The 21,076-nt window shown below is 70.2% G+C and carries 18 protein-coding genes; 11 read left to right on the top strand and 7 right to left on the bottom strand.

From position 1 onward, the window contains the following. The first annotated feature begins 3 nt into the window (after positions 1-3). The 6 genes from gltB to B7438_RS02155 all read left to right on the top strand — a co-directional run bounded on the left by gltB (position 4) and on the right by B7438_RS02155 (position 10,614). Positions 4-4,581: a glutamate synthase large subunit gene (gene gltB / locus B7438_RS02180; RefSeq protein ID WP_085367709.1), complete on the top strand. Its 4,578-nt coding sequence runs from the start codon at positions 4-6 to the stop codon at positions 4,579-4,581. Beyond that, positions 4,574-6,031: a glutamate synthase subunit beta gene (locus tag B7438_RS02175; RefSeq protein ID WP_085367708.1), complete on the top strand. Its 1,458-nt coding sequence runs from the start codon at positions 4,574-4,576 to the stop codon at positions 6,029-6,031. Before gltB ends, B7438_RS02175 begins: the two co-directional genes overlap by 8 nt. Before the next feature lie 85 nt (positions 6,032-6,116). Beyond that, entirely contained in the window at positions 6,117-7,532 is a 1,416-nt protein-coding gene (pyk, locus tag B7438_RS02170; protein WP_085367707.1) for a pyruvate kinase, read from the top strand. A 115-nt stretch (positions 7,533-7,647) separates the two neighbouring features. Continuing rightward, a complete protein-coding gene (locus tag B7438_RS02165; RefSeq protein ID WP_085367706.1) occupies positions 7,648-8,745 on the top strand; it encodes a DUF2092 domain-containing protein in 1,098 nt (365 codons plus the stop codon). Next, the gene (locus B7438_RS02160; RefSeq protein ID WP_085367705.1) at positions 8,742-9,722 is read left to right on the top strand and encodes an ABC transporter ATP-binding protein; all 981 of its coding nucleotides are present in this window, start codon (positions 8,742-8,744) and stop codon (positions 9,720-9,722) included. Before B7438_RS02165 ends, B7438_RS02160 begins: the two co-directional genes overlap by 4 nt. After that, positions 9,709-10,614 (top strand): ABC transporter permease, encoded by a 906-nt coding sequence (locus B7438_RS02155; RefSeq protein WP_085367704.1) that lies wholly within the window; start codon positions 9,709-9,711, stop codon positions 10,612-10,614. Before B7438_RS02160 ends, B7438_RS02155 begins: the two co-directional genes overlap by 14 nt. 7 nt (positions 10,615-10,621) lie before the next feature. On the opposite strand, the gene B7438_RS02150 is transcribed toward B7438_RS02155, so the two are convergent. Genes B7438_RS02150 through B7438_RS02140 form a run of 3 tightly spaced genes read right to left on the bottom strand, consistent with a single transcriptional unit; the run spans position 10,622 to position 12,963 of the window. Then, positions 10,622-11,506 (bottom strand): DMT family transporter, encoded by an 885-nt coding sequence (locus tag B7438_RS02150; protein WP_256921834.1) that lies wholly within the window; start codon positions 11,504-11,506, stop codon positions 10,622-10,624. A 17-nt stretch (positions 11,507-11,523) separates the two neighbouring features. Further along, complete coding sequence (locus B7438_RS02145) at positions 11,524-12,105, bottom strand: GNAT family N-acetyltransferase (protein ID WP_085367702.1); 582 nt, start codon at positions 12,103-12,105, stop codon at positions 11,524-11,526. 9 nt (positions 12,106-12,114) lie between these two features. After that, a complete protein-coding gene (locus tag B7438_RS02140; RefSeq protein WP_085367701.1) occupies positions 12,115-12,963 on the bottom strand; it encodes an alpha/beta fold hydrolase in 849 nt (282 codons plus the stop codon). A 55-nt stretch (positions 12,964-13,018) separates the two neighbouring features. Here B7438_RS02140 and B7438_RS02135 point away from each other — a divergent pair, with 55 nt between their 5' ends. Next, a complete protein-coding gene (locus B7438_RS02135; RefSeq protein WP_085367700.1) occupies positions 13,019-15,448 on the top strand; it encodes a phosphoketolase in 2,430 nt (809 codons plus the stop codon). 22 nt (positions 15,449-15,470) lie between these two features. On the opposite strand, the gene B7438_RS02130 is transcribed toward B7438_RS02135, so the two are convergent. After that, the gene (locus B7438_RS02130; protein ID WP_085367699.1) at positions 15,471-16,256 is read right to left on the bottom strand and encodes an SGNH/GDSL hydrolase family protein; all 786 of its coding nucleotides are present in this window, start codon (positions 16,254-16,256) and stop codon (positions 15,471-15,473) included. Positions 16,257-16,329: 73 nt separating this feature from the next. Here B7438_RS02130 and B7438_RS02125 point away from each other — a divergent pair, with 73 nt between their 5' ends. After that, on the top strand, positions 16,330-16,803 hold the full coding sequence (locus B7438_RS02125) for a VOC family protein (RefSeq protein ID WP_085367698.1): 474 nt from the start codon (positions 16,330-16,332) through the stop codon (positions 16,801-16,803). A gap of 25 nt (positions 16,804-16,828) precedes the next feature. Here B7438_RS02125 and B7438_RS02120 read toward each other — a convergent pair whose 3' ends face one another. Both B7438_RS02120 and B7438_RS02115 read right to left on the bottom strand, forming a co-directional pair. Beyond that, positions 16,829-17,761, bottom strand: a complete 933-nt coding sequence (locus B7438_RS02120; protein WP_085367697.1) for a hypothetical protein — start codon at positions 17,759-17,761, stop codon at positions 16,829-16,831. 89 nt (positions 17,762-17,850) lie between these two features. Beyond that, entirely contained in the window at positions 17,851-18,393 is a 543-nt protein-coding gene (locus tag B7438_RS02115) for a helix-turn-helix domain-containing protein (protein WP_085367696.1), read from the bottom strand. A 75-nt stretch (positions 18,394-18,468) separates the two neighbouring features. Here B7438_RS02115 and B7438_RS02110 point away from each other — a divergent pair, with 75 nt between their 5' ends. The 3 genes from B7438_RS02110 to B7438_RS02100 are packed head-to-tail and all read left to right on the top strand — an operon-like array spanning position 18,469 to position 20,509. Then, entirely contained in the window at positions 18,469-18,816 is a 348-nt protein-coding gene (locus tag B7438_RS02110; RefSeq protein ID WP_218775125.1) for a PLD nuclease N-terminal domain-containing protein, read from the top strand. Continuing rightward, entirely contained in the window at positions 18,813-19,739 is a 927-nt protein-coding gene (locus tag B7438_RS02105; protein ID WP_085367695.1) for an ABC transporter ATP-binding protein, read from the top strand. Before B7438_RS02110 ends, B7438_RS02105 begins: the two co-directional genes overlap by 4 nt. Then, positions 19,739-20,509, top strand: coding sequence for an ABC transporter permease (locus B7438_RS02100; RefSeq protein WP_143465544.1), 771 nt, complete (start codon positions 19,739-19,741; stop codon positions 20,507-20,509). Before B7438_RS02105 ends, B7438_RS02100 begins: the two co-directional genes overlap by 1 nt. Positions 20,510-20,525: 16 nt before the next feature. On the opposite strand, the gene B7438_RS20940 is transcribed toward B7438_RS02100, so the two are convergent. Continuing rightward, complete coding sequence (locus tag B7438_RS20940; RefSeq protein ID WP_085367693.1) at positions 20,526-21,068, bottom strand: sugar O-acetyltransferase; 543 nt, start codon at positions 21,066-21,068, stop codon at positions 20,526-20,528. Between the last annotated feature and the right edge of the window lie 8 nt (positions 21,069-21,076).

Below are 21,076 nucleotides of genomic sequence, written 5' to 3'. Positions count from 1 at the left end.
TTGATGGCGCTTCAGCCCACCCACACCCGATTCAGCACCACCCCCGTGAAGCAGGGTCTGTACGACCCGGCCCACGAGAAAGACGCCTGCGGGCTCGCGATGGTCGCGACGCTCCGCGGAACGGCCGGTCACGACATCATCGACGCCGCCCTGGATGCCCTGCGCAACCTGGAGCACCGCGGCGCCGTCGGCTCCGACGCAGGAACGGGTGACGGCGCGGGCATCATCACGCAGGTGCCGGACGCCTTCCTGCGCGCCGTCGCCGGCTTCGAGCTTCCCTCCGCCGGCCGCTACGCCGTCGGCAACGTGTTCCTGCCCGTCGACGAGGCGGAGCGCGCAGAGGCGAAGGCGGCCATCGAGGCCATCGCCGCCGAGCAGGACCTCACCGTCCTCGGCTGGCGCGAGGTCCCCGTCGCCGCCGACGAGATCGGAACCCTTGCCCGCAACGCGATGCCGTTCATCGAGCAGCTCTACGTGTCGAGCGCCCGCACGGGCGACGACGGAGAGCAGGTCGGCGGCATCCTGCTCGACCGGCAGACGTTCTTCCTGCGCAAGCGGGCGGAGCGCGAGCTCGACATCTACTTCTCGTCGCTGTCGAGCCGCACCCTGGTCTACAAGGGCATGGTCACCACGCTGCAGCTCGAGCCGTTCTACCCCGACCTCTCCGACCAGCGCTTCGCCTCCAAGCTGGCGCTCGTGCACTCGCGCTACTCCACGAACACCTTCCCGTCCTGGCCGCTGGCGCAGCCGTTCCGGATGATCGCGCACAACGGCGAGATCAACACCGTGCAGGGCAACCGCAACTGGATGCGCGCCCGACAGTCGCAGCTGGAGAGCGAGCTGCTCGGCGACCTGTCTCCCGTGCTCCCGATCGTCACGCCGGGCGCCAGCGACTCCGCCTCGTTCGACGAGGTCGTCGAGCTGCTGTCGCTGTCGGGCCGGTCGCTCCCGCACGCCGTCATGATGATGGTGCCGGAGGCGTGGGAGAACCAGACCGAGATCGAGAAGTCGCGCCGCGACTTCTACGAGTACAACTCGATGCTGATGGAGCCGTGGGACGGCCCGGCGGCGATCGTCTTCACCGACGGCTCGCTGGTCGGCGCGACCCTCGACCGCAACGGCCTGCGCCCGGGCAGGTACGTCGTGACCAACGACGGCCTCGTGGTGCTCGCCAGCGAGATCGGCGTGCTCGACATCGAGCCGAGCCGCGTCGTCCGCAAGGGTCGCCTGCGTCCGGGGAAGATGTTCCTCGTCGACACCGTCCAGGGCCGCCTGATCGAGGACGACGAGATCAAGGCCGACCTGGCAGCCGGCGCGCCGTACGGCGAGTGGCTGGATGCCGGACGCATCAACCTGAAAGACCTCCCGGAGCGCGAGCACATCGTGCACACCCCCGCGTCGATCACGCGCCGCCAGCGCACGTTCGGCTACACGGAGGAGGAGGTGCGCATCCTGCTGAAGCCGATGGCGACGACGGGTGCCGAGCCGCTCGGCGCGATGGGGTCCGACACCCCGGTCGCCGTGCTGTCCGACCGCCCGCGCCTGCTCTTCGACTACTTCACGCAGCAGTTCGCGCAGGTCACGAACCCGCCGCTCGACTCCATCCGCGAGGAGGTCGTCACCTCGCTGAAGCTGGGCCTCGGCCCTGAGCGCAACCTGCTCGTCGCCGGTCCTGAGCACGCCAAGCAGGTCGTGCTCGACTTCCCGGTGATCGACAACGACGAGCTGGCGAAGATCCAGCACATCGACCCGCGTCCGGGCAGCCGCCTGACCACCACGGTCAAGGGCCTCTACCGGTTCGACGCAGGCCCCGACGCGCTCCAGCTCCGGCTGAAGGAGATGTGCGACGAGGTCGACGAGGCCATCGCGGCGGGGGCGCAGTTCATCGTGCTCAGCGACCGCGACTCCACGAAGGACCTGGCGCCCATCCCGTCGCTGCTGATGCTCGCGGCCGTGCACCACCACCTGATCCGTGCGGAGAACCGCATGAAGGTGGGCCTGATCGTCGAGGCCGGTGACGTGCGCGAGGTGCACCACATCGCGCTCCTGATCGGCTACGGCGCATCCGCGATCAACCCGTACCTGGCGATGGAGACCTGCGAGGAGCTCGTCCGCAGCGGAGCCATCACCGGCGTGACGCCGGAGAAGGCCGTCAAGAACGTGATCAAGGCGCTCGGCAAGGGCGTGCTGAAGATCATGTCGAAAATGGGCATCTCGACCGTCTCGTCCTACGCGGGCGCCCAGGCGTTCGAGGCCGTCGGCCTCAGCCAGGAGTTCGTCGACCTGTACTTCACCGGAACGACGAGCAAGCTCGGCGGCGTGGGCATCGAAGTCATCGCGGCCGAGAACCTGTCCAGGCACGAGAGCGCGTACCCGGCGGAGAGCGCCATTGTCGCGCACGAGCGGCTGGCGACGGGCGGCGAGTACCAGTGGCGCCGTGACGGCGCCCCGCACCTCTTCAACCCGGAGACGGTGTTCCGCCTGCAGCACTCCACCCGCACCCGTCGCTACGACGTCTTCCGCGAGTACACGAAGCTGGTCGACGACCAGGCGGAGAGCCTGATGACGCTGCGCGGCATGTTCACGCTGCGCACCGGCGTGCGGCCCGCCGTACCGCTCGACGAGGTGGAGTCGGTCGAGTCGATCGTCAAGCGGTTCTCGACCGGTGCGATGAGCTACGGCTCGATCTCGCGCGAGGCCCACGAGACGCTCGCCATCGCGATGAACCGCCTCGGCGGCAAGTCGAATACCGGTGAAGGAGGGGAAGACCTCGACCGTCTCCTCGACCCCGAGCGCCGCAGCGCGATCAAGCAGGTGGCGTCCGGCCGGTTCGGCGTGACGAGCATGTACCTGACGCACGCCGACGACATCCAGATCAAGCTCGCCCAGGGCGCCAAGCCGGGCGAGGGCGGTCAGCTGCCCCCGACCAAGGTCTACCCGTGGGTGGCGCGCACCAGGCACGCGACGGCCGGCGTCGGACTCATCTCGCCGCCCCCGCACCACGACATCTACTCGATCGAAGACCTCAAGCAGCTGATCTTCGACCTGAAGCGTGCCAACCCGGATGCGCGTGTCCACGTCAAGCTCGTCAGCGAGTCCGGTATCGGCGCTGTCGCGGCGGGTGTCGCGAAGGCCCTGGCCGACGTCGTGCTGGTCTCCGGCCACGACGGCGGAACGGGCGCATCCCCGGTCAACTCGCTCAAGCACGCGGGCACCCCGTGGGAGCTCGGCCTGGCGGAGACGCAGCAGACGCTGATGCTCAACGGGATGCGCGACCGGGTGGTCGTGCAGGTCGACGGGCAGCTGAAGACGGGACGCGACGTGATCGTCGGCGCCCTGCTCGGCGCGGAGGAGTTCGGCTTCGCCACGGCGCCGCTGGTCGTCTCCGGCTGCATCATGATGCGCGTCTGCCACCTCGACACCTGCCCTGTCGGCGTCGCCACCCAGAACCCGGAGCTGCGCTCCCGGTTCTCCGGCAAGCCGGAGTTCGTGGTGAACTTCTTCGAGTTCATCGCGCAGGAGGTGCGCGAGTACCTCGCAGAGCTCGGCTTCCGCACGCTCGACGAGGCCATCGGCCACAACGAGCTGCTCGGCGTCGACGGAGCGATCGACCACTGGAAGGCATCGGGACTCGACCTCGCGCCGATCCTCACCGGCCCGGAGTTCCCCGCCGACGTCCCGCGCAAGAACGCGAGGACGCAGGATCACGAGCTGGACAAGCACTTCGACAACCACCTCATCCAGGAGAGCGCGGACGTGCTCGCCCGGGGCGGTCACATCGAGCTGAACCTGCCCATCCGGAACACCGAGCGCGCTGTCGGCACCATGCTCGGCCACGAGGTGACCGTGCGGCACGGCGAGAACGGCCTGCCGACGGGGTCCATCGAGATCACCCTCACGGGGTCGGCGGGGCAATCGCTCGGCGCGTTCCTGCCGAGCGGGATCACGCTGCGGCTCGAAGGCGACTCGAACGACTACGTCGGCAAGGGTCTCTCCGGCGGCCAGATCGTCGTCCGCCCTCCGAAGGGCAGCGTGTTCCCCGCGGAGGAGAACGTGATCGCCGGCAACGTGATCGGCTATGGCGCGACCCAGGGCAGCATGTTCATCCGCGGCATCGTCGGTGAGCGCTTCCTGGTCCGCAACTCCGGGGCGACGGCGGTCGTCGAGGGCGTCGGCGACCACGCGCTCGAGTACATGACCGGTGGACTCGCCGTGATCCTCGGCTCGACGGGGCGCAACCTCGGTGCAGGCATGTCCGGAGGCACCGCGTACGTCTACGACCTGCAGAGGGACCTCGTCAACCGCGATTCGCTCGCCAGCGGGGAACTGGAACTGCTGCCGCTCGGCAGTGCGGACGTGGAGATCGTGCGCGACCTGCTCGAACGGCACGTGGCCGAGACGGAGTCGGACCTGGCCGCGAGGCTGCTGGCGGACTTCGACGAGACCGTCGCCCGGTTCGTCAAGGTGCTGCCGCGCGACTACGCGGCCGTGCTGCAGATGCGTCAAGACGCCGTCGACGAGGGCTTGGACCCCGACGGCGACATCGTGTGGAACAGAATCTTGGAGGTGACCGGTGGCTGATCCAAAGGGCTTTTTGAAGGTTACGGAGCGCGAGCTTCCCAAGCGCCGGCCCGTGTCGGTGCGACTGATGGACTGGAAAGAGGTCTACGAGGCCGGCGACCCCGCCCAGCTCCGCAGGCAGGCCGGTCGCTGCATGGACTGCGGCGTGCCGTTCTGCCACCAGGGCTGCCCGCTCGGGAACCTCATCCCGGAGTGGAACGACCTGATGTACCGCGGTGAGGGGCGTCAGGCCATCGACCGGCTGCACGCCACCAACAACTTCCCGGAGTTCACCGGGCGGCTGTGCCCGGCTCCGTGCGAGTCGTCGTGCGTGCTCGGCATCAACCAGCCCGCGGTGACGATCAAGCAGGTCGAGGTGTCGATCATCGACCAGGCCTGGCAGAACGGCTGGGTGCAGCCGCACCCGCCGGAGCGCCTCACCGGCAAGACGGTCGCCGTCGTCGGTTCCGGCCCTGCCGGTCTCGCCGCCGCCCAGCAGCTCACCCGCGCCGGTCACACCGTCGCCGTGTACGAGCGCGACGACCGCATCGGCGGTCTGCTGCGCTACGGCATCCCGGACTTCAAGATGGAGAAGAAGCACCTCGAGGCGCGTCTCAACCAGATGATGGCGGAGGGCACCCGCTTCCGCGCCGGCGTCAACATCGGCGTCGACATCACCTGGGACGACCTGCGCGCCCGCTACGACTCCGTCGTGGTCGCCACCGGTGCGATGGTCCCTCGCGACCTGCCGATCCCGGGCCGCGACCTCAGCGGGGTGCACTTCGCGATGGAGTACCTCGTCCAGCAGAACAAGGCGGGCGCCGGCGACCAGGTCGCCGACCAGATCTCGGCGGAGGGCAAGCACGTCGTCGTCCTCGGCGGTGGGGACACCGGAGCGGACTGCATCGGAACGGCGCACCGCCAGGGCGCTGCCAGCGTCACCAACCTCGCCATCGGCAAGCAGCCGCCGTCGGAGCGCCCCGGCCACCAGCCGTGGCCGATGACGCCGACGCTGTTCGAGGTCTCCTCCGCACACGAGGAGGGCGGCAAGCGCGAGTACCTCGCATCCACCGTCGAATTCCTCTCCAACGAGTTCGGAGAGGTGCGCGCCATCCGCGTCGCGGAGACCGAGTACCTCGACGGACGCCGCGTGCCGAAGGCCGGCACCGAGCGCGAGATCCCCGCAGACCTCGTCCTCCTCGCCCTCGGCTTCACCGGCCCCGAGCAGGACGACCTGGATGCGCAGCTCGCCCTCCCGTTCGACGAGCGCGGCAACGTGACCCGCGACGCCGACTACCAGACCAGCCAGCCCGGCGTGTTCGTCGCCGGCGATGCTGGGCGCGGACAGTCGCTCATCGTGTGGGCGATCGCAGAAGGTCGTGCAGCGGCCGCCGCCGTTGACCGGTATCTTGAAGGGGAGACGCATCTGCCGTCCCCCGTCCGCCCCACCGACAGGGGAATCCTCGTCTGACTGAACGGACTCCCCGGCACCCCGCGGGCGTCATCACCGAATCGAGCGCCGTCAGGGGCGCAGAATCACGGAGCAAGCAAAAAGTATGAGAAGGGCGAAAATCGTCGCGACCCTCGGGCCAGCGACCTCGAGCTATGACAACATCCGCGCGATCATCGACGCGGGTGTTGACGTGGCCAGGATGAACCTGAGTCACGGAAGCTACGACGTCCACGAGGGCGTCTACGCCAACGTGCGCAAGGCCGCCGACGACGCAGGCAAGCCGGTCGCCGTCCTGGTCGACCTCCAGGGCCCGAAGATCCGTCTCGGCAAGTTCGAGGCAGGTCCATACGACCTCGCCGAAGGCGACATCTTCAAGATCACCACCGAAGACATCATCGGCACCAAGGAGATCTCCTCCACCACGTTCAAGGGGCTGCCCCAGGACGTCAAGCCGGGCGACTTCCTCCTCATCGACGACGGCAAGGTGCGCGTGCAGGTCGTGGAGACCGACGGCACCGTCGTCACCACCAAGGTGATCGTCGCCGGTCCCGTCTCCAACAACAAGGGCATCAACCTGCCCGGCGTCGCGGTCAACGTGCCTGCGCTGTCCGAGAAGGACGAGGCGGACCTCCGCTGGGGCCTCAAGCTCGGCGCGGACCTCATCGCGCTGTCGTTCGTGCGCAACGCCGCCGACATCGAGCGCGTGCACGAAATCATGGCGGAGGAGGGCCGCAAGCTCCCCGTCGTCGCCAAGATCGAGAAGCCGCAGGCCGTCGACAACCTCGAGGGCATCATCGAGGCGTTCGACGCGATCATGGTCGCCCGTGGCGACCTGGGCGTCGAGCTGCCGCTCGAAGCCGTCCCGATCGTGCAGAAGCGCGCCGTCGAGCTCGCCCGCCGTGCGGCCAAGCCGGTCATCGTCGCCACGCAGATGCTCGAGTCGATGATCTCCAGCCCCGTCCCCACCCGCGCGGAGACCTCCGACGTCGCCAACGCCGTCCTCGACGGTGCTGACGCGGTCATGCTCTCCGGCGAGACCAGCGTTGGCGAGTACCCGGTCATCACGGTGCAGACCATGGCGCGCATCGTGGAGTCGACGGAGGAGCACGGTCTCGACCGCATCCAGCCGCTCGGCACCAAGCCCCGCACCCAGAGCGGAGCGATCACCCTCGCCGCCGTCGAGGTGGCCGAGTTCGTCGAGGCGAAGTACCTCTGCGTGTTCACCGAGTCCGGCGAGTCCGCCCGCCGCATGTCGCGCATCCGGAACAAGATCCCGATCCTGGCGTTCACGCCGGAGGAGTCGGTGCGTCGTCGCATGGCGCTGAACTGGGGCGTCGAGTCGTTCGTCGTCTCGCGCGTCACCCACACCGACCAGATGGTCGCGCAGGTGGACGAGGCTCTGAAGTCGACCGGCCGCGCCGTGAACGGCGACAAGGTCATCATCATCTCGGGTTCCCCTCCCGGAATCCCCGGAACCACCAACGACATCCGCGTCCACAGGGTGGGCGACGTCCTCTAAGACGTCTGGATGTGCGAACGGCCCCCGCGATGTGCGGGGGCCGTTCGGCGTTTCCCACGGAGTTCGCAGCATCCCCGAGGGTTCGCCGACCCGCCACAGGCGTAGTCTCGACTCCATGAAACGCCGCTGGGTCCGTTGGCTTCCCGCCGCTGTCGTGCCTGCCGCGATCGCGGCCGGTGTCATCATCGCGCCGCTCGCCGCCGGGGCCGCCGATCTTCCGTCGAAGACGCCGGACGAGGTGCTCCGGCTGGTCGCGGCGAGTGACGTGAAGGCGTTCTCCGGCACGGTCGAGCAGAGCTCGGAGCTCGGGCTGCCGTCGATCCCGTCGACCGGGCCAGGGTCGGGTTCCGGCTCGGCGTCGGGTTCTGCGTCCGGTGATGCCGCAAGCATCCTGGAGCTGCTGACCGGCGACCACACGGCGAAGGTGTACGTGGACGGCCCGGCGAAGCAGCGCCTCCAGGTGCTCGACCAGCTGGCCGAACGGGATGTGATCCGCAACGGCTCCGACGTCTGGCTCTACACGTCGACCGGCAAGAAGGTCACGCACGTGACGCTGCCCGATCGCTCCACCGTGAAGTCGCCAGACAACAAGCGACCGGACCCGGATGCAACGACGGGCGCGGCCACGACCCCGTCGCAGCTGGCGCAGCGCTTCCTCGCGGCTGTCGATCCCAGCACATCGGTCACCCTCGGCGACCCGGTGAAGGTCGCCGGACGCGACGCGTACGACCTCGTTCTCACCCCGAAGACCGACGCGACGCTCGTCGGCTCCGTCTCCATCGCGGTCGACGGCACTACGGGCATCCCGCTGCGGGTGCAGGTGGATGCGCGCGGCCAGAGCACACCCGCCTTCGAGACCGGGTTCAGCGAGTTCAGCACGGCGACGCCGTCCGCGAGCGTGTTCGCGTTCACGCCGCCGACCGGCGCGACGGTGACGGAGCAGGCGCTTCCCGCCCCGGGCGAGAAGAAGGCGGAGGCAGGGACGCACGCGAAGCCGACCGTGACCGGCACCGGCTGGGACGCGGTCGTCAGCGCACCGGCTGGCTCCGTTCCCTCCGACCTCACCTCGTCCCCGCTGTTCGCTCAGCTGACCACCCCGGTGGACGGCGGACGCGCCTTCAGCACCTCGCTCGTGTCTGTGCTCGTCACCGACGACGGACGGGTGTTCGCCGGCGCGGTGCCCGTGTCCGCCCTGCAGGCCGCCGCTCGGTGACCGACGCAGCCGCCGCCATCACGACGAGCGGCCTCAGCAAGCGGTTCGGCTCGCGCACCGTGGTCGACGGCATTGACCTGCACGTCCCGCGCGGCTCGGTGTTCGGGTTCCTCGGGCCGAACGGGTCGGGCAAGACCACGACCATCCGGATGCTGCTCGGGCTGGTCTCCGCGTCCGCCGGGGAGATCCGGCTGTTCGAGCAGCAGATGCCGGCCAGCGGGGCGACGGTCCTGCCGCGGGTTGGCGCGCTGGTCGAGGGTCCGGCGTTCGCGCCGTACCTGTCTGGCACGGCCAACCTGCTGCGCCGTGACTCCGCCGACCGCTACGCCCCGTCCGCAACGCGTCGCGCGCGTGTCGCCGCCGCTCTCGACCGTGTCGGGCTCACCCACGCGGCGGGAAGGAACGTGCGCGCGTACTCGCTCGGAATGAAGCAGCGCCTCGGCATCGCCGGCGCCCTCCTCACCGACCGCGACCTGCTCATCCTGGACGAGCCGACCAACGGCCTCGACCCGCAGGGCACCAGGGAGGTGCGCTCGCTCGTGCGCTCCCTCGCCGACGAGGGACGCACGGTGTTCGTGTCCAGCCACCTGCTCGCCGAGATCGAGCAGATCTGCACGCACGCCGCGATCATGCGCACCGGACGGCTGGTCGCGCAGGGCTCGCTCGACGAGCTGCGCGGCGCCACGGGACCGCGCGTGCGCGTGGAGACCCCGGATGCGCGGGCGGCGGCGACCATCCTCACCGGGCTCGGGATCGCCCCGGCCACCGCCACTGCGGCCAACTCCGGCTCTGGCACGACCACCGAGTCCGGCAGCGTCCTGGATGCGCCGCTCCCCGTCCCCGCGCCCGCCGCGGAGGACATCGTGGCGGCCCTCGTCGCCGGCGGCGTGCGGGTGCGCGGCTTCGGCGTGCACGGGTCGACGCTGGAGGAACGTTTCGTGGAGCTCACCGGGGAGGGCTTCGATGTCGAGCAGTGAGACGGCGACCGGCGGGGGAGCAGGGGCGGAGGCCACGCCCGCGCATCCGGTGCTCACGGCGAATCGGCCGCGTCCGGCTGCCGGGTGGTCGCTGCTCTGGTCGGAGCTGTCCGTCCTGTTCCGGCGCTGGCGCACCTGGGCGATGCTCGCCGCCCTCGCCGCCATCCCCATCCTGATCGCCATTGCTGTGCGGCTGACCGGCGGGGCGCGCGCCGGGCGTGGTCCGGCCTTCCTCGACCAGATCACCGCGAACGGCCTGTTCGTCGGCTTCACGGCGCTGGTGGTGTGCGTTCCGCTGTTCCTGCCGCTCACCGTCGGCGTGGTCGCCGGTGACACCATCGCGGGCGAGGCGAGCCACGGCACGCTGCGCTACCTGGTGATCGCCCCGGCCGGGCGGCTGCGGCTGCTCGCAGTGAAGTACGCGGGAGCTGCGGCATTCTGCATCGCCGGGACGCTGGTGGTGATCGTCTCCGGGTCGGCGATCGGCGCCATCCTGTTCCCCATCGGGCCGGTCACCCTGCTCTCCGGCACGCAGGTCGGGCCGTGGGATGCGTTCGGGCGCCTGCTCATGATCGGCGCGTATGTGGTCGTGTCCCTGCTCGGGCTGTGCGCCATCGGGCTGTTCTTCTCCACCTTGACCGACGTGCCGGTCGGTGCGATGGCGGCGACCATCGTGCTCTCGGTGGTGTCGCAGGTGCTCGACCAGCTGCCGCAGCTGGAGGCGCTGCATCCCTGGCTGTTCAGCCACTACTGGTTCGGCTTCGCCGACTTCCTGCGCGACCCGGTGAGCTGGGACGCGTTCGGCAGCAACGCTCTGCTGCAGCTCGGCTACGTCGCGGTGTTCGGCGCGCTGGCGGTCGGCCGGTTCACGACGAAGGACATTCTCTCCTAGACCTCGCCTACGGGATCGACTCCGCCGTCGATTCGAGGTCGGACTTCGGGTGGTCGCGCTGCGTGGCGATGGTGACGCCCGCCGCGACGCAGACCACCGCGATCCCGAGCAGCTGGACGCCGCTGAACGACTCGTGCAGCACGAGCACCCCGAACAGGGTTGCGATGGCGGGCCCGAGGCTCGTGATGACCGCGTAGAGCCGCGGGGTGATCCTGCGCAGGATGAACGTGTCGAGGCTGTACGGGATGGCGGAGGACAGCACGCCCGCTGCCACGAGCATCCCGAGCACCGGCCAGTTCAGACGGCTGTAGTCGACCACGAACAGGGCGATCGGCAGCAGGATGATCGTGGCGACCACGCTCGCGACGCTCAGCCCTTCCAGCCCCGGCAGGCGTGTGGCGACCCGGCGGGTGAGCAGGATGTACGCCGCCCAGCTCGCGGCGGCCGTCAGGGCGAGCACGACCCCGAGCGGGTCGATCGCGCCCTCCGTGCCGGTGAGCAGCACGACGCCGCCCGCCGCGAAGAGCGCGCACACCACATCCACGACCCGGCGGGAGCCGGCCAGCGCGAGCGCGAACGGTCCGAGGAACTCGATGGTGGCGGCGATGCCGAGCCCGAGCCTGCCGACCGCCTCGTAGAAGCTGAGGTTCATGGTCGCCAGCACCACGCCGAGCGCGATGGCCGGCCAGAGGCGCCGCCAGGTGAGTTCCGCCCGCTTCGGGCGGTAGAACGGGAGGACCGCGATGGCGGTGATGACCTGCCTGACCGCCACGACCACCACGGACCCGACGATCGGGATGAGCAGCCCGGCCACCGACGATCCGAAGTTGATGCTGACCTCGGTCGCGACCTGGGTGCCTGCGCCGATCAGGCGGTCGCGTCTGGGTGTCACCAGACGAGCTTATGGGGTCACGGCACCAGCTCACGCCGCATGATCGCGCGCGTGGCCGAGGGCCGCCGCACCACCGCGAACCCGGCGGACTCGAACAGCGAGACGGTGCCGTGGTAGCGCTCTGCAGCGCTGAGCGACGGCCGGACGCCCGGGTCGACCGGGTAGCCCTCGATCACCTCCGCGCCGCGCTCCGCCGCGTGCTCGACCGCTCCGGCGAGCAGCGCGCGGGCGACCCCCCGCTTGCGGTGGTCGATGCGCACGACGAAGCAGGTGACCGCCCACGGGTCGTCTGGGTCGCCCGCCAGCCGTTTGGTGATCGGCGAGCGCCGCAGTCCCGGATACGCGGTGTACGGCTCCACGGCGGACCAGCCGACCGGCTCGCCGTCGATGCGCGCGATGACGCCGGGGGATCCCTGCTCGACGGACGTGTGCAGCAGCGCGGTCTTCTCGTCGGTGGGCGTCGCGCGGAACTCTCCGCCGCTCAGCTTGAACCACTGGCACCAGCATCCGGAGGGGTCTCCGCGTTCCCCGAACACGGTGCGCAGGTCGTCCCAGGTGTCCGCTCCGACGGATTCGACGGTGATCGACGGCTGTGTCATGCCGCCACGCTACCGCGCGTGCAGCGCCCCGGCGAGGATCGTGGGGTGCTCGACGTGCCCGAAGTGTCCGGTCGCCGGAACCACCACAGCGCGGAAGTCCGGGATGATCGCCGCCAGCCGGTCGTCGTCGTCCGCACCGACGAACACGTCCCTGTCGCCGTGCAGTGCCAGCACGGGGCACCGGATACGCGCCCAGCGGGCCGCCGCCGGGTACGTCGTCGCGCAGTGCAGTGCCCGGAGGAACGCGCCGGGGCGCAGGTCGTGCGCGAGGTCGTGCACGGCCTGGCGGTCGACCACGGTGAACAGGGGAGCGGCCAGCAGTGTCAGGATCCCGCTGCCGTCGAGCGCGCGGACGAACCGGGCGGCGTACGGTCCGAGCCCCGCGAGCATCCGGATGCCCACGCCGAGCAGCATCAGCGGCGCGTACTTCAGGAGGCGGCCGACCGGGCCGAGGCGGTCGCCGCGGCCGCCGAACGTGGTCGCGGAGACCAGCAGCACGGACTCGGTGGCCGCCGGTTCGCGCACGGCCAGTTCGAGCGCGACAAAGCCGCCGAGGGAGTGGCCGACGAGACGCCAGCGGGTGTATCCGAGGGAGCGGGCGACCTGGGCCACCGCGTCGGCCAGGCCGGTCGCGTCGAGCGCCGACAGGTCGTCGACGGGGGAGTCTCCCCAGCCGGGCAGGTCCGGCACGACCAGGTCGGCCACGGAGCCACCCGTCTCCGCTGCGCCGATGGCCGCGCGCCAGGTGGTCCAGGAGCCGGCGGCACCGTGCAGCAGGATCGTGGCGGTGTGCGACTCCCGGGGCGTGTGGCGCACGGCCACGGGTCCGAGCGCTGTGTCGACGGTGGAGACATCCATACCTGTTGTTCGGAGCGGTCCCCCCGTAGGATGCCGAGCGAGGGGAAGGAATCCTGTGACGACACCGACCACCACGCTCACTCCCGAGACTCTCGACCGATTGGATGCGTGGTGGCGAGCCGCCAACTACCTCTCGGTCGGCCAGATCTACCTGCTGGACAATCCGTTGCTGCGCGAGCCGCTGACCCGCGACCACATCAAGCCGCGGCTGCTCGGCCACTGGGGCACGACGCCCGGCCTGAACTTCATCTATGCGCACCTCAACCGAGTGATCCAGGAGCGCGACCTGGACACGATCTTCGTCGCCGGCCCCGGCCACGGCGGCCCAGGAGTGGTGGCGAGCGCCTACCTCGACGGTACGTACAGCGAGATCTACAGCGCGATCGACAGGAGCACGGACGGGCTGCGCCGCCTGTTCCGGCAGTTCTCGTTCCCCGGCGGCATCCCGAGCCACGCCGCTCCGGAGACGCCGGGGTCGATCCACGAGGGCGGGGAGCTCGGCTACGCGCTCTCGCACGCGTACGGTGCGGCGTTCGACAACCCGGACCTGCTGGTCGCCGCCGTCGTCGGCGACGGGGAGGCGGAGACCGGCCCGCTCGCGACCGCCTGGCACTCGAACAAGTTCCTCGACCCCGTCACCGACGGCGTCGTGCTGCCGATCCTGCACCTCAACGGCTACAAGATCGCGAACCCGACCGTACTGGCGCGCATCCCGGAGAGCGAGCTGTTCGACCTGATGCGGGGATACGGCCACACGCCGTACCTCGTCTCCGGCGGCTTCGACGGGGAGGACCCGCGCGCCGTGCACGAGCGGATGGCGGAGACGATGGACCGCATCCTGGACCAGATCGCGGGCATCAAGGCGGCCGCCGCGGCGGGTGAGCTGACCGAGCGGCCGGCCTGGCCGATGCTCATCCTGCGCACGCCGAAAGGCTGGACCTGCCCGAAGGAGATCGACGGGCATCCGGCCGAGAACAACTGGCGCTCCCACCAGGTGCCGCTCGCCGACGCCCGCGACACCGAGGAGCACACGCGCCTGCTGGAGAGCTGGATGGCGTCGTACCGGCCGGAGGAGCTGTTCGACGAGTCGGGAGCCCCGGTCGAACTCGTCACCGCGCTCGCGCCGGACGGCGACAGGCGGATGAGCGCCAACCCCGTCGCCAACGGCGGACTGCTGCGGCGCGACCTGCGGCTGCCCGACTTCCGGGAGTACGCGGTGGATGTCCCGTCGCCGGGCGAGACCGTGGCAGAGGCCACGAAGGTGCTGGGCGAGTGGTTCAGGGACGTGATGGAGGCGAACCCGCGCGACTTCCGCCTGTTCGGGCCGGACGAGACGGCCTCCAACCGGCTGCAGGCCGTCTACGACGTGACCGCCAAGCAGTGGAACGCCGAGTTCTGGCCGATCGACGAGGACAACCACCTCGCACGTTCCGGACGGGTGATGGAGATGCTCAGCGAGCACCAGTGCCAGGGCTGGCTGGAGGGCTACCTGCTCACCGGCAGGCACGGGGTGGTCAACTCGTACGAGGCGTTCATCCACATCGTCGACTCGATGTTCAACCAGCACGCCAAGTGGCTGAAGTCGTCCAGGGAGATCGAGTGGCGGCGGCCGGTGGCGTCGCTCAACTATCTGCTCAGCTCCCACGTCTGGCGGCAGGACCACAACGGGGCGTCGCATCAGGATCCCGGCTTCATCGACCACGTGGTCAACAAGAAGGCCGACATCGTGCGGGTGTACCTGCCGTTCGACGCGAACACGCTGCTGTCGACGTACGATCACTGCCTGCGCTCCGTCGACTACGTGAACGTGGTGGTCGCCGGCAAGCAACCAGCGCCGAACTGGCTGACGATGGAGGAAGCGATCGCCCACTGCACCCGCGGCATCGGCATCTTCGACTGGGCGGGCACCGAGGTGGATGGGGAGGAACCGGATGTGGTCCTCGGCTGCGCGGGCGACATCCCGACCCTGGAGGTGCTGGCAGCCGCGTCCATCCTGCGGGAGCGCATCCCGTCGCTGAAGGTGCGCGTGGTCAACGTGGTCGACCTGATGCGGCTGCAGAGCGAGGGCGAGCATCCGCACGGCCTCAACGACCACGCGTACAACGCCCTGTTCACCACCGACAAGCCGGTGATCTTCGCCTACCACGGCTACCCGTGGCTGATCCACCGCCTGACCTACCGGCGGGCAGGCCACGACAACCTGCACGTGCGCGGCTACAAGGAGGAGGGCACCACCACGACGCCGTTCGACATGGTGATGCTCAACGACCTCGACCGGTACCACCTGGTGATCGACGTGCTCGACCGGGTGCCGGGCCTCGCCGCCCGCGAGGGCGCGTTCCGCCAGGAGATGCAGGATGCGCGCATCGCCGCCCGCGAGTACACGCGGGCACACGGCGAGGACATCCCCGAGGTCGCGGAGTGGACCTGGGCGGGAGGCACGCGGACGACGCGCTTCGACACGACGGGCGGCGACAACGACTGAGAGCTGAGGACGACCTGCGCGGTCAGAGCGGCGAGGCCGCCGTCGGATCGACGACGGTGAGCTCGGCGATCTTCGCCGCCCGGCCGTCTCCGGAGGAACGGCCGGTGAGCCTGCGGCCGATCCACGGCAGCACGTAGCGGCGGTAGTAGTCCGCGGTGCGGCGGGACCGCTCTCCGGGCGGAGCGGCGGCGACCTCCTCCACGCCCCACTCTGCGGGAACGGGGACGCCGAACGCGGTGAGCACGTTGCTCGCGACGCGCGCGTGGCCGAGCGGGTTGAGGTGCAGGCGGTCCGGCGACCAGTAGCGCAGGTCCCAGAGGGTCTCGTCGGCCCAGTTGTCGACGAAGGTGACGTTCTCGAGCGGCAGGTGGCTGCGCACCGCATCCGCGAGCTCGTTGCCCCGGCGGCGCACCAGGCCGCCCATCGGCAGGTGCGCCGACGGGTTCGCGCCGCTCAGCAGCAGCAGGTGGATGCCCTCCGCGGTGACGCGCTTCGCCGCATCCACCAGCTGGGTCGCGACGCCGTCGATGGAGACGCGGGGCCGCATGATGTCGTTGCCTCCGCCGTTCAGGCTGATCAGCTGCGGGTGCTGGGCGATGGCGGGCGGCAGCTGCTCCTCGATCAGGGGGCTCAGCTTGCGTCCCCGGATGGCGAGGTTGGCGTAGCGCACGTCCCCGCCGTCCCTGCCGGCCGCGATGGCCAGCCCCAGCGCGACGAAGTCGGCCCAGCCGCGCGCGCGGCCGTCCGGCAGTTCGTCTCCGACACCCTCTGTGAAACTGTCGCCGACCGCGATATAGCTCGTGAACACATCGCTACGTTACCCGCCCGCTAGTAGCATGGGCGCCAGTTCAGCCAGTGCAGATCGAGCAGAGGAGCCCACGATGTCACGAGTCAGTCCCTTCCTGTGGTTCGACGACCAGGCGGAGCAGGCGGCGGAGTTCTATGTCTCCGTCATCCCGAACTCGCGGATGCTGGACGTCAGCCGGTTCGCACCGGATGCGCCCGGTCAGGCGGCCGGGGTGTCCAGGGTGCGGTTCGAACTCGACGGCGTGGAGGTGATGGCGCTGAACGGCGGCCCGATCTTCGCGTTCACGGAGGCGTTCTCGTTCTCGGTGACCGTCGACGACCAGGCGGAGGTCGACCGGCTGTGGGATGCGCTCACCTCCGACGGGGGAGAGCCCGGCCAGTGCGGCTGGTTGAAAGACCGGTGGGGCCTCAGCTGGCAGATCGTGCCGTCCGCCCTGGACGAGCTGCTGAGCGACCCGGACCCGGCGAGGGCGAACCGCGCCGTGCAGGCGATGCTGAGCATGGGCAAGCTGGACATCGCCGCCCTGCGCGCCGCAGCGGACGGCTGAGCCGGGCTGACCCGGCCGGGAGCTGCTACTGCGCGATCAGCGCCTGCCAGGCGAGCAGGTGCTCCGCGGTGACCCCGCGGTATCCCGCGATTCCGGAGAGCTGCTGCCGCGCCAGCGCCGTCTGGGCTTCGAGGGCGACGGCGGTGTCGTCGCCGAACGTGTACTGCGGCCCTCCCGCGACGGCGGGCGTGTCCGTCTCGACGCCGACGGTGAACGGCACGGAGCGCGCTGCGGCAGCGGTGGCGGCCGGCTGGGCGAGCGCGACGATCCCGTCGGCTCTCGCCGCGTGATCGGAGAACGCGACGATCGCGACCGTGTCGAGGTGGGGGAGCAGGCTGTCGAACGCCGTTGAGGCTCCGTACGGCTTCGCTTCCAGCCACCACGGCAGGTCGGCGCCGATCGGCGTGCCGTTCGCGACGGCGGCCGCCGCGTCGAACATCGTGCTCAGCTGCGGCACGATGACGCCGAGGTCGGGTTCGCCTGCCGCAGACGCCCACGGTTCGACGTCGAACTGGATCGCGTCGAAGTCGGCGGTGGCGAGCGCATCGTGGGTCCACTGTGCGGCGAGCTGCGGCTGCCTGGCCCACTCCGGATCCCCGCCGAGCGCGGCGACGGTCGTCACGCCTGCACCGTGCAGCGCCTCGACGGCCTGGGGCAGCCAGGTGGCGAACGCGCCCTCCTGCGGCGCCCACGGCACGGACAGGTAGACGCTGGTCAGGTGATGCTCAGCGGCGAAGGCGGCGAGCGCGTCCGGCTGGAACTGCTGCTGGCCGAGGCCACGGGCGTCGGTCGCCGGGTCGATGGGGTTGCCCCACGCCCACACGCTGGTGATCGCGGACGGCGACGAGCCCTCGGAGACGTTGGCGACCGCGTTCGCGGCGGCGGGTGCCAGCACGGCGGCCGCCAGAACGACGAAGCCTGCGCCGGCGATGGCCGACCTGATGCCTCGGATACGCATGCACACCCCTCTCCTGTTTCGTCAAGCGAATAAGGCGCTGTCATTTCGGGTGTGCAGCAGTCCCATTGTGGCAGGAGGTTCGGGGGACGTTAACCCTCATTCCGGGGTACATCCTGCGGGATGACCACGCTCGCGAACATCCGGAGCCGCCGGTCGTCGGTCGGCGTGTTTCCGATCCGGGAGGCGAGGACCTGTCCGAGCTCCGCGCCGAGTTCGGCGAACTCGGCGTCGCTCAGCCAGAGCCCGGACATGCTGTACCCAGCGCCGTCGGCGACCAGGTCGGGCGTCCCGGCGGCCAGGTACTCGTCGAACGCGGTGAGGAGGTGGGCGATGTACGCCCGGAACATCGCGGCGTGCTGCTCGGTGCTCAGGGTCGCCAGCTCGTCCGGCGTGACGCGTGCGGCATCCACGCGGAGGGCGAGGGTGCGCTCGACCCCGCCGCGGACCCGCCGCTCGGAGACCACCTCGAGGACGCCCGCGGTGCTGAGAAGTGAGACGTGGCGGTAGAGCGTCGCCGTCGGCACGTCGGAGAGCTGCTCGGCGAGCTGAGCGGTCGTGAGCGTCCTGTCGCCGAGGAACGCCTGCACGATGCGCAGCCGCACCGGGTGGAGGAGGAGCTCCGAGCTGTTCATCCGCCCAGTCTAGAGGTTTTGTTCTCGCCCGTGATAATGTTCTCGCATTCGAGAACAATCGTGGAGGGATCGACGGTGCATGTGAATCTGGACATCGGCTCGCTGCCCGTGGCCGTGCTCGTGATCCTGGGCATCGTCCTGGTCGCGCAACTGGTGCTGCTGGTGTGGGCGCTGGTCGATCTGGTGCGGAGGCCGACGGCCGCCGTGGCGTTCGGCAACAAGTGGGTGTGGGTGGCGATCATCGTGCTCGTCAACCTGATCGGGCCCATCCTGTACTTCGTCGTCGGGCGCCTGCGAGTGGCGCAGGAGCAGCCGGTGCTGGCTCCGGTGGCCAGGGTGACGATGGCCGAGGTCGCCGACGCCCTCTACGGCAGGCGAGACGGCACACGAGACGACAGCCGAAACGACGGGGGAGACGCATGAGCGCCGCGCTGGAGCTGGTGGGGCTGACCAAGGAGTTCGGCGGGAAGCGCGCGCTCGACGCCGTGGACCTGAGCGTCGCCGACGGCTCGATCTTCGGCTTCCTCGGCCCGAACGGTGCGGGCAAGACCACGGCGCTGCGCATCGTCACCGGCCTCGCCCGGCCGACCAGCGGGACGGTGCGGGTGCTCGGCCAGGACGTCGCGACGGCGGGCAACGCCGTGCGCGCGCAGCTCGGCTTCCTGCCGGACGTCCCTGCGTTCTACGAGTGGATGACGGCGCCGGAGTTCATGCGGTTCGTCGGCGGACTGTTCGGGCTGGAGCACCGCATCCTGAACCAGCGGACGGCGATGCTGCTCGACATCGCCGGGCTCGCCGGGGTGACCACCAGGATCGGCGGGTACTCGCGAGGGATGAAGCAGCGGCTCGGGATCGCGCAGGCGCTGATCAACGCGCCCCGGCTGCTGCTGCTCGACGAGCCGACGAGCGCCCTCGACCCCATCGGCCGCAAGGACGTGCTCGACATGCTCGACGCGCTGCGCGGCCGGGCGACGATCTTCTTCTCCTCGCACATCCTGGGCGATGTGGAGCGAGTCTGCGACACCGTCGCGATCCTGAACCACGGGCGCGTGCTCACCCAGGCGAGCATGCACGAGCTGAAGGAACGCCACAGCGGCCACCGCATCGTGCTCGAGGTCACGGACGGTGCGGACGCGCTGGCCGCCGCCATCACGGCGCAGCCGTGGGCCACGTCGGTCTCCCGTGGCGGCCACGGCACCATCGAGGTGCTGGTGGCCGATCAGGATGCCGCACAGCGCGAACTGCCGGCGCTCGTCGCTGCGCAGCACGCCGGACTGGTGCGGCTGGAGGCGGTCGAACCCGGTCTGGAAGACGTGTTCGTCGAGCTGGTCGGGGAGGTGGCGTGATGCGCTCCGCCCTCGTGTTCGCCCGCAAGGAGGCGTTCGAGATCCTCCGCACCTGGCGCGTCTTCGTGCTGCCGGCCATCCTGCTGCTCTTCGCACTCACCGGTCCGCTGCTCGCCAAGTACACGCCGGAGATCCTCGCCGCGGTCGCCGGCGACCAGTTCTCGTCCCTGCCGCTGCCGACCCCGACCGTGCTCGACGCATACGGCCAGTGGATCAAGAACCTCGGCCAGATCGGAATCTTCGCCCTGGTCATCATCTACGGCGGGATCGTGTCGGGCGAGCGACGCAGCGGCACCGCGATCCTCGTGCTCACCAAACCGGTGTCGCGGGTGGCGTTCGTGGTGGTGAAGGCCATCGTCAACGCGGTCTACCTCGCGGTGCTGCTGGTGGCCGGCACCCTCGTGACCTGGGCGGTGACCGCCGCCGTGTTCGGCGAGGCTCCGGGAGGCGCCCTGTGGTCGTCGGCGCTGGTCTGGCTGGTGCTCGCGGTGTTCTACCTGGCCGTGATGACGCTGTTCTCGGTGCTCATCCCGTCGGCGGCGGGCGCGGCGGGCGCTGGGCTCGGCCTGTTCGCGGTGATCTCGGTCGCCGGCGTGTGGAAGCCGCTCGCCGACTGGTCGCCGGCCGGGCTGCTCGGCCAGGCCACGTCGCTGGCGGCCGGGGCGCCCGCGGACGGCGACGCCGTGCTGTGGTCGGTGCTCATCTCGCTGGGCGTCGCCGTGCTGGCGGTGCTGGGCGCCGCCGCGCTGTTCCGGCGTCAGGAGCTGTGAGGCGCGCGGCGGGCCGCTAGAGGACCTTCCGCACCACCTGGCTGCCCGCCGTGACGACGGTCCGCGGTGCGACGTCCTTCGCGATCACCGCGCCCGCCCCGATCACGGCGCCGTCACCGATGGTCACCCCGGGGGTCACGGTCACGTTCGCGCCGATCCACACCTCTGCGCCGATCACGATGGGCGCGGCCGTGATGCCGTCGTAGCGCTCGGACGGCGCGACGGGATGCCCGGCCGTGCTGAGCGTGACGCCAGGGCCGATCATCGTGCCGTCGCCGATGGTGATGCCGCCGATGTCGTAGAACGAGCAGTTCTGGTTCACGAACACCCGCTCACCCAGGGTGAGCCCGAGTCCGTGGTCGCAGTAGAACGGGGGATACACGGTCAGCCCGGCGGGGAGCGGGCCGCCGATGATCTCGCTCAGCAGCGCCGCCCGCCCGGACTCGTCCGTGAACGGCAGAGCGTTGAGCCGCGAGGTGAGACCGAGCACGGTCTGCACCCGCTCCGTCACCGCCCGCGACTCGGGGGTGCGCCGCGGGATGAGCCGCTCGCCGCTCATCGCCGACC

This window comes from Leifsonia sp. NCR5, assembly GCF_002105485.1.
Lineage (GTDB): Bacteria > Actinomycetota > Actinomycetes > Actinomycetales > Microbacteriaceae > Leifsonia.
This window is presented reverse-complemented; position numbering and strand designations above follow the sequence as displayed.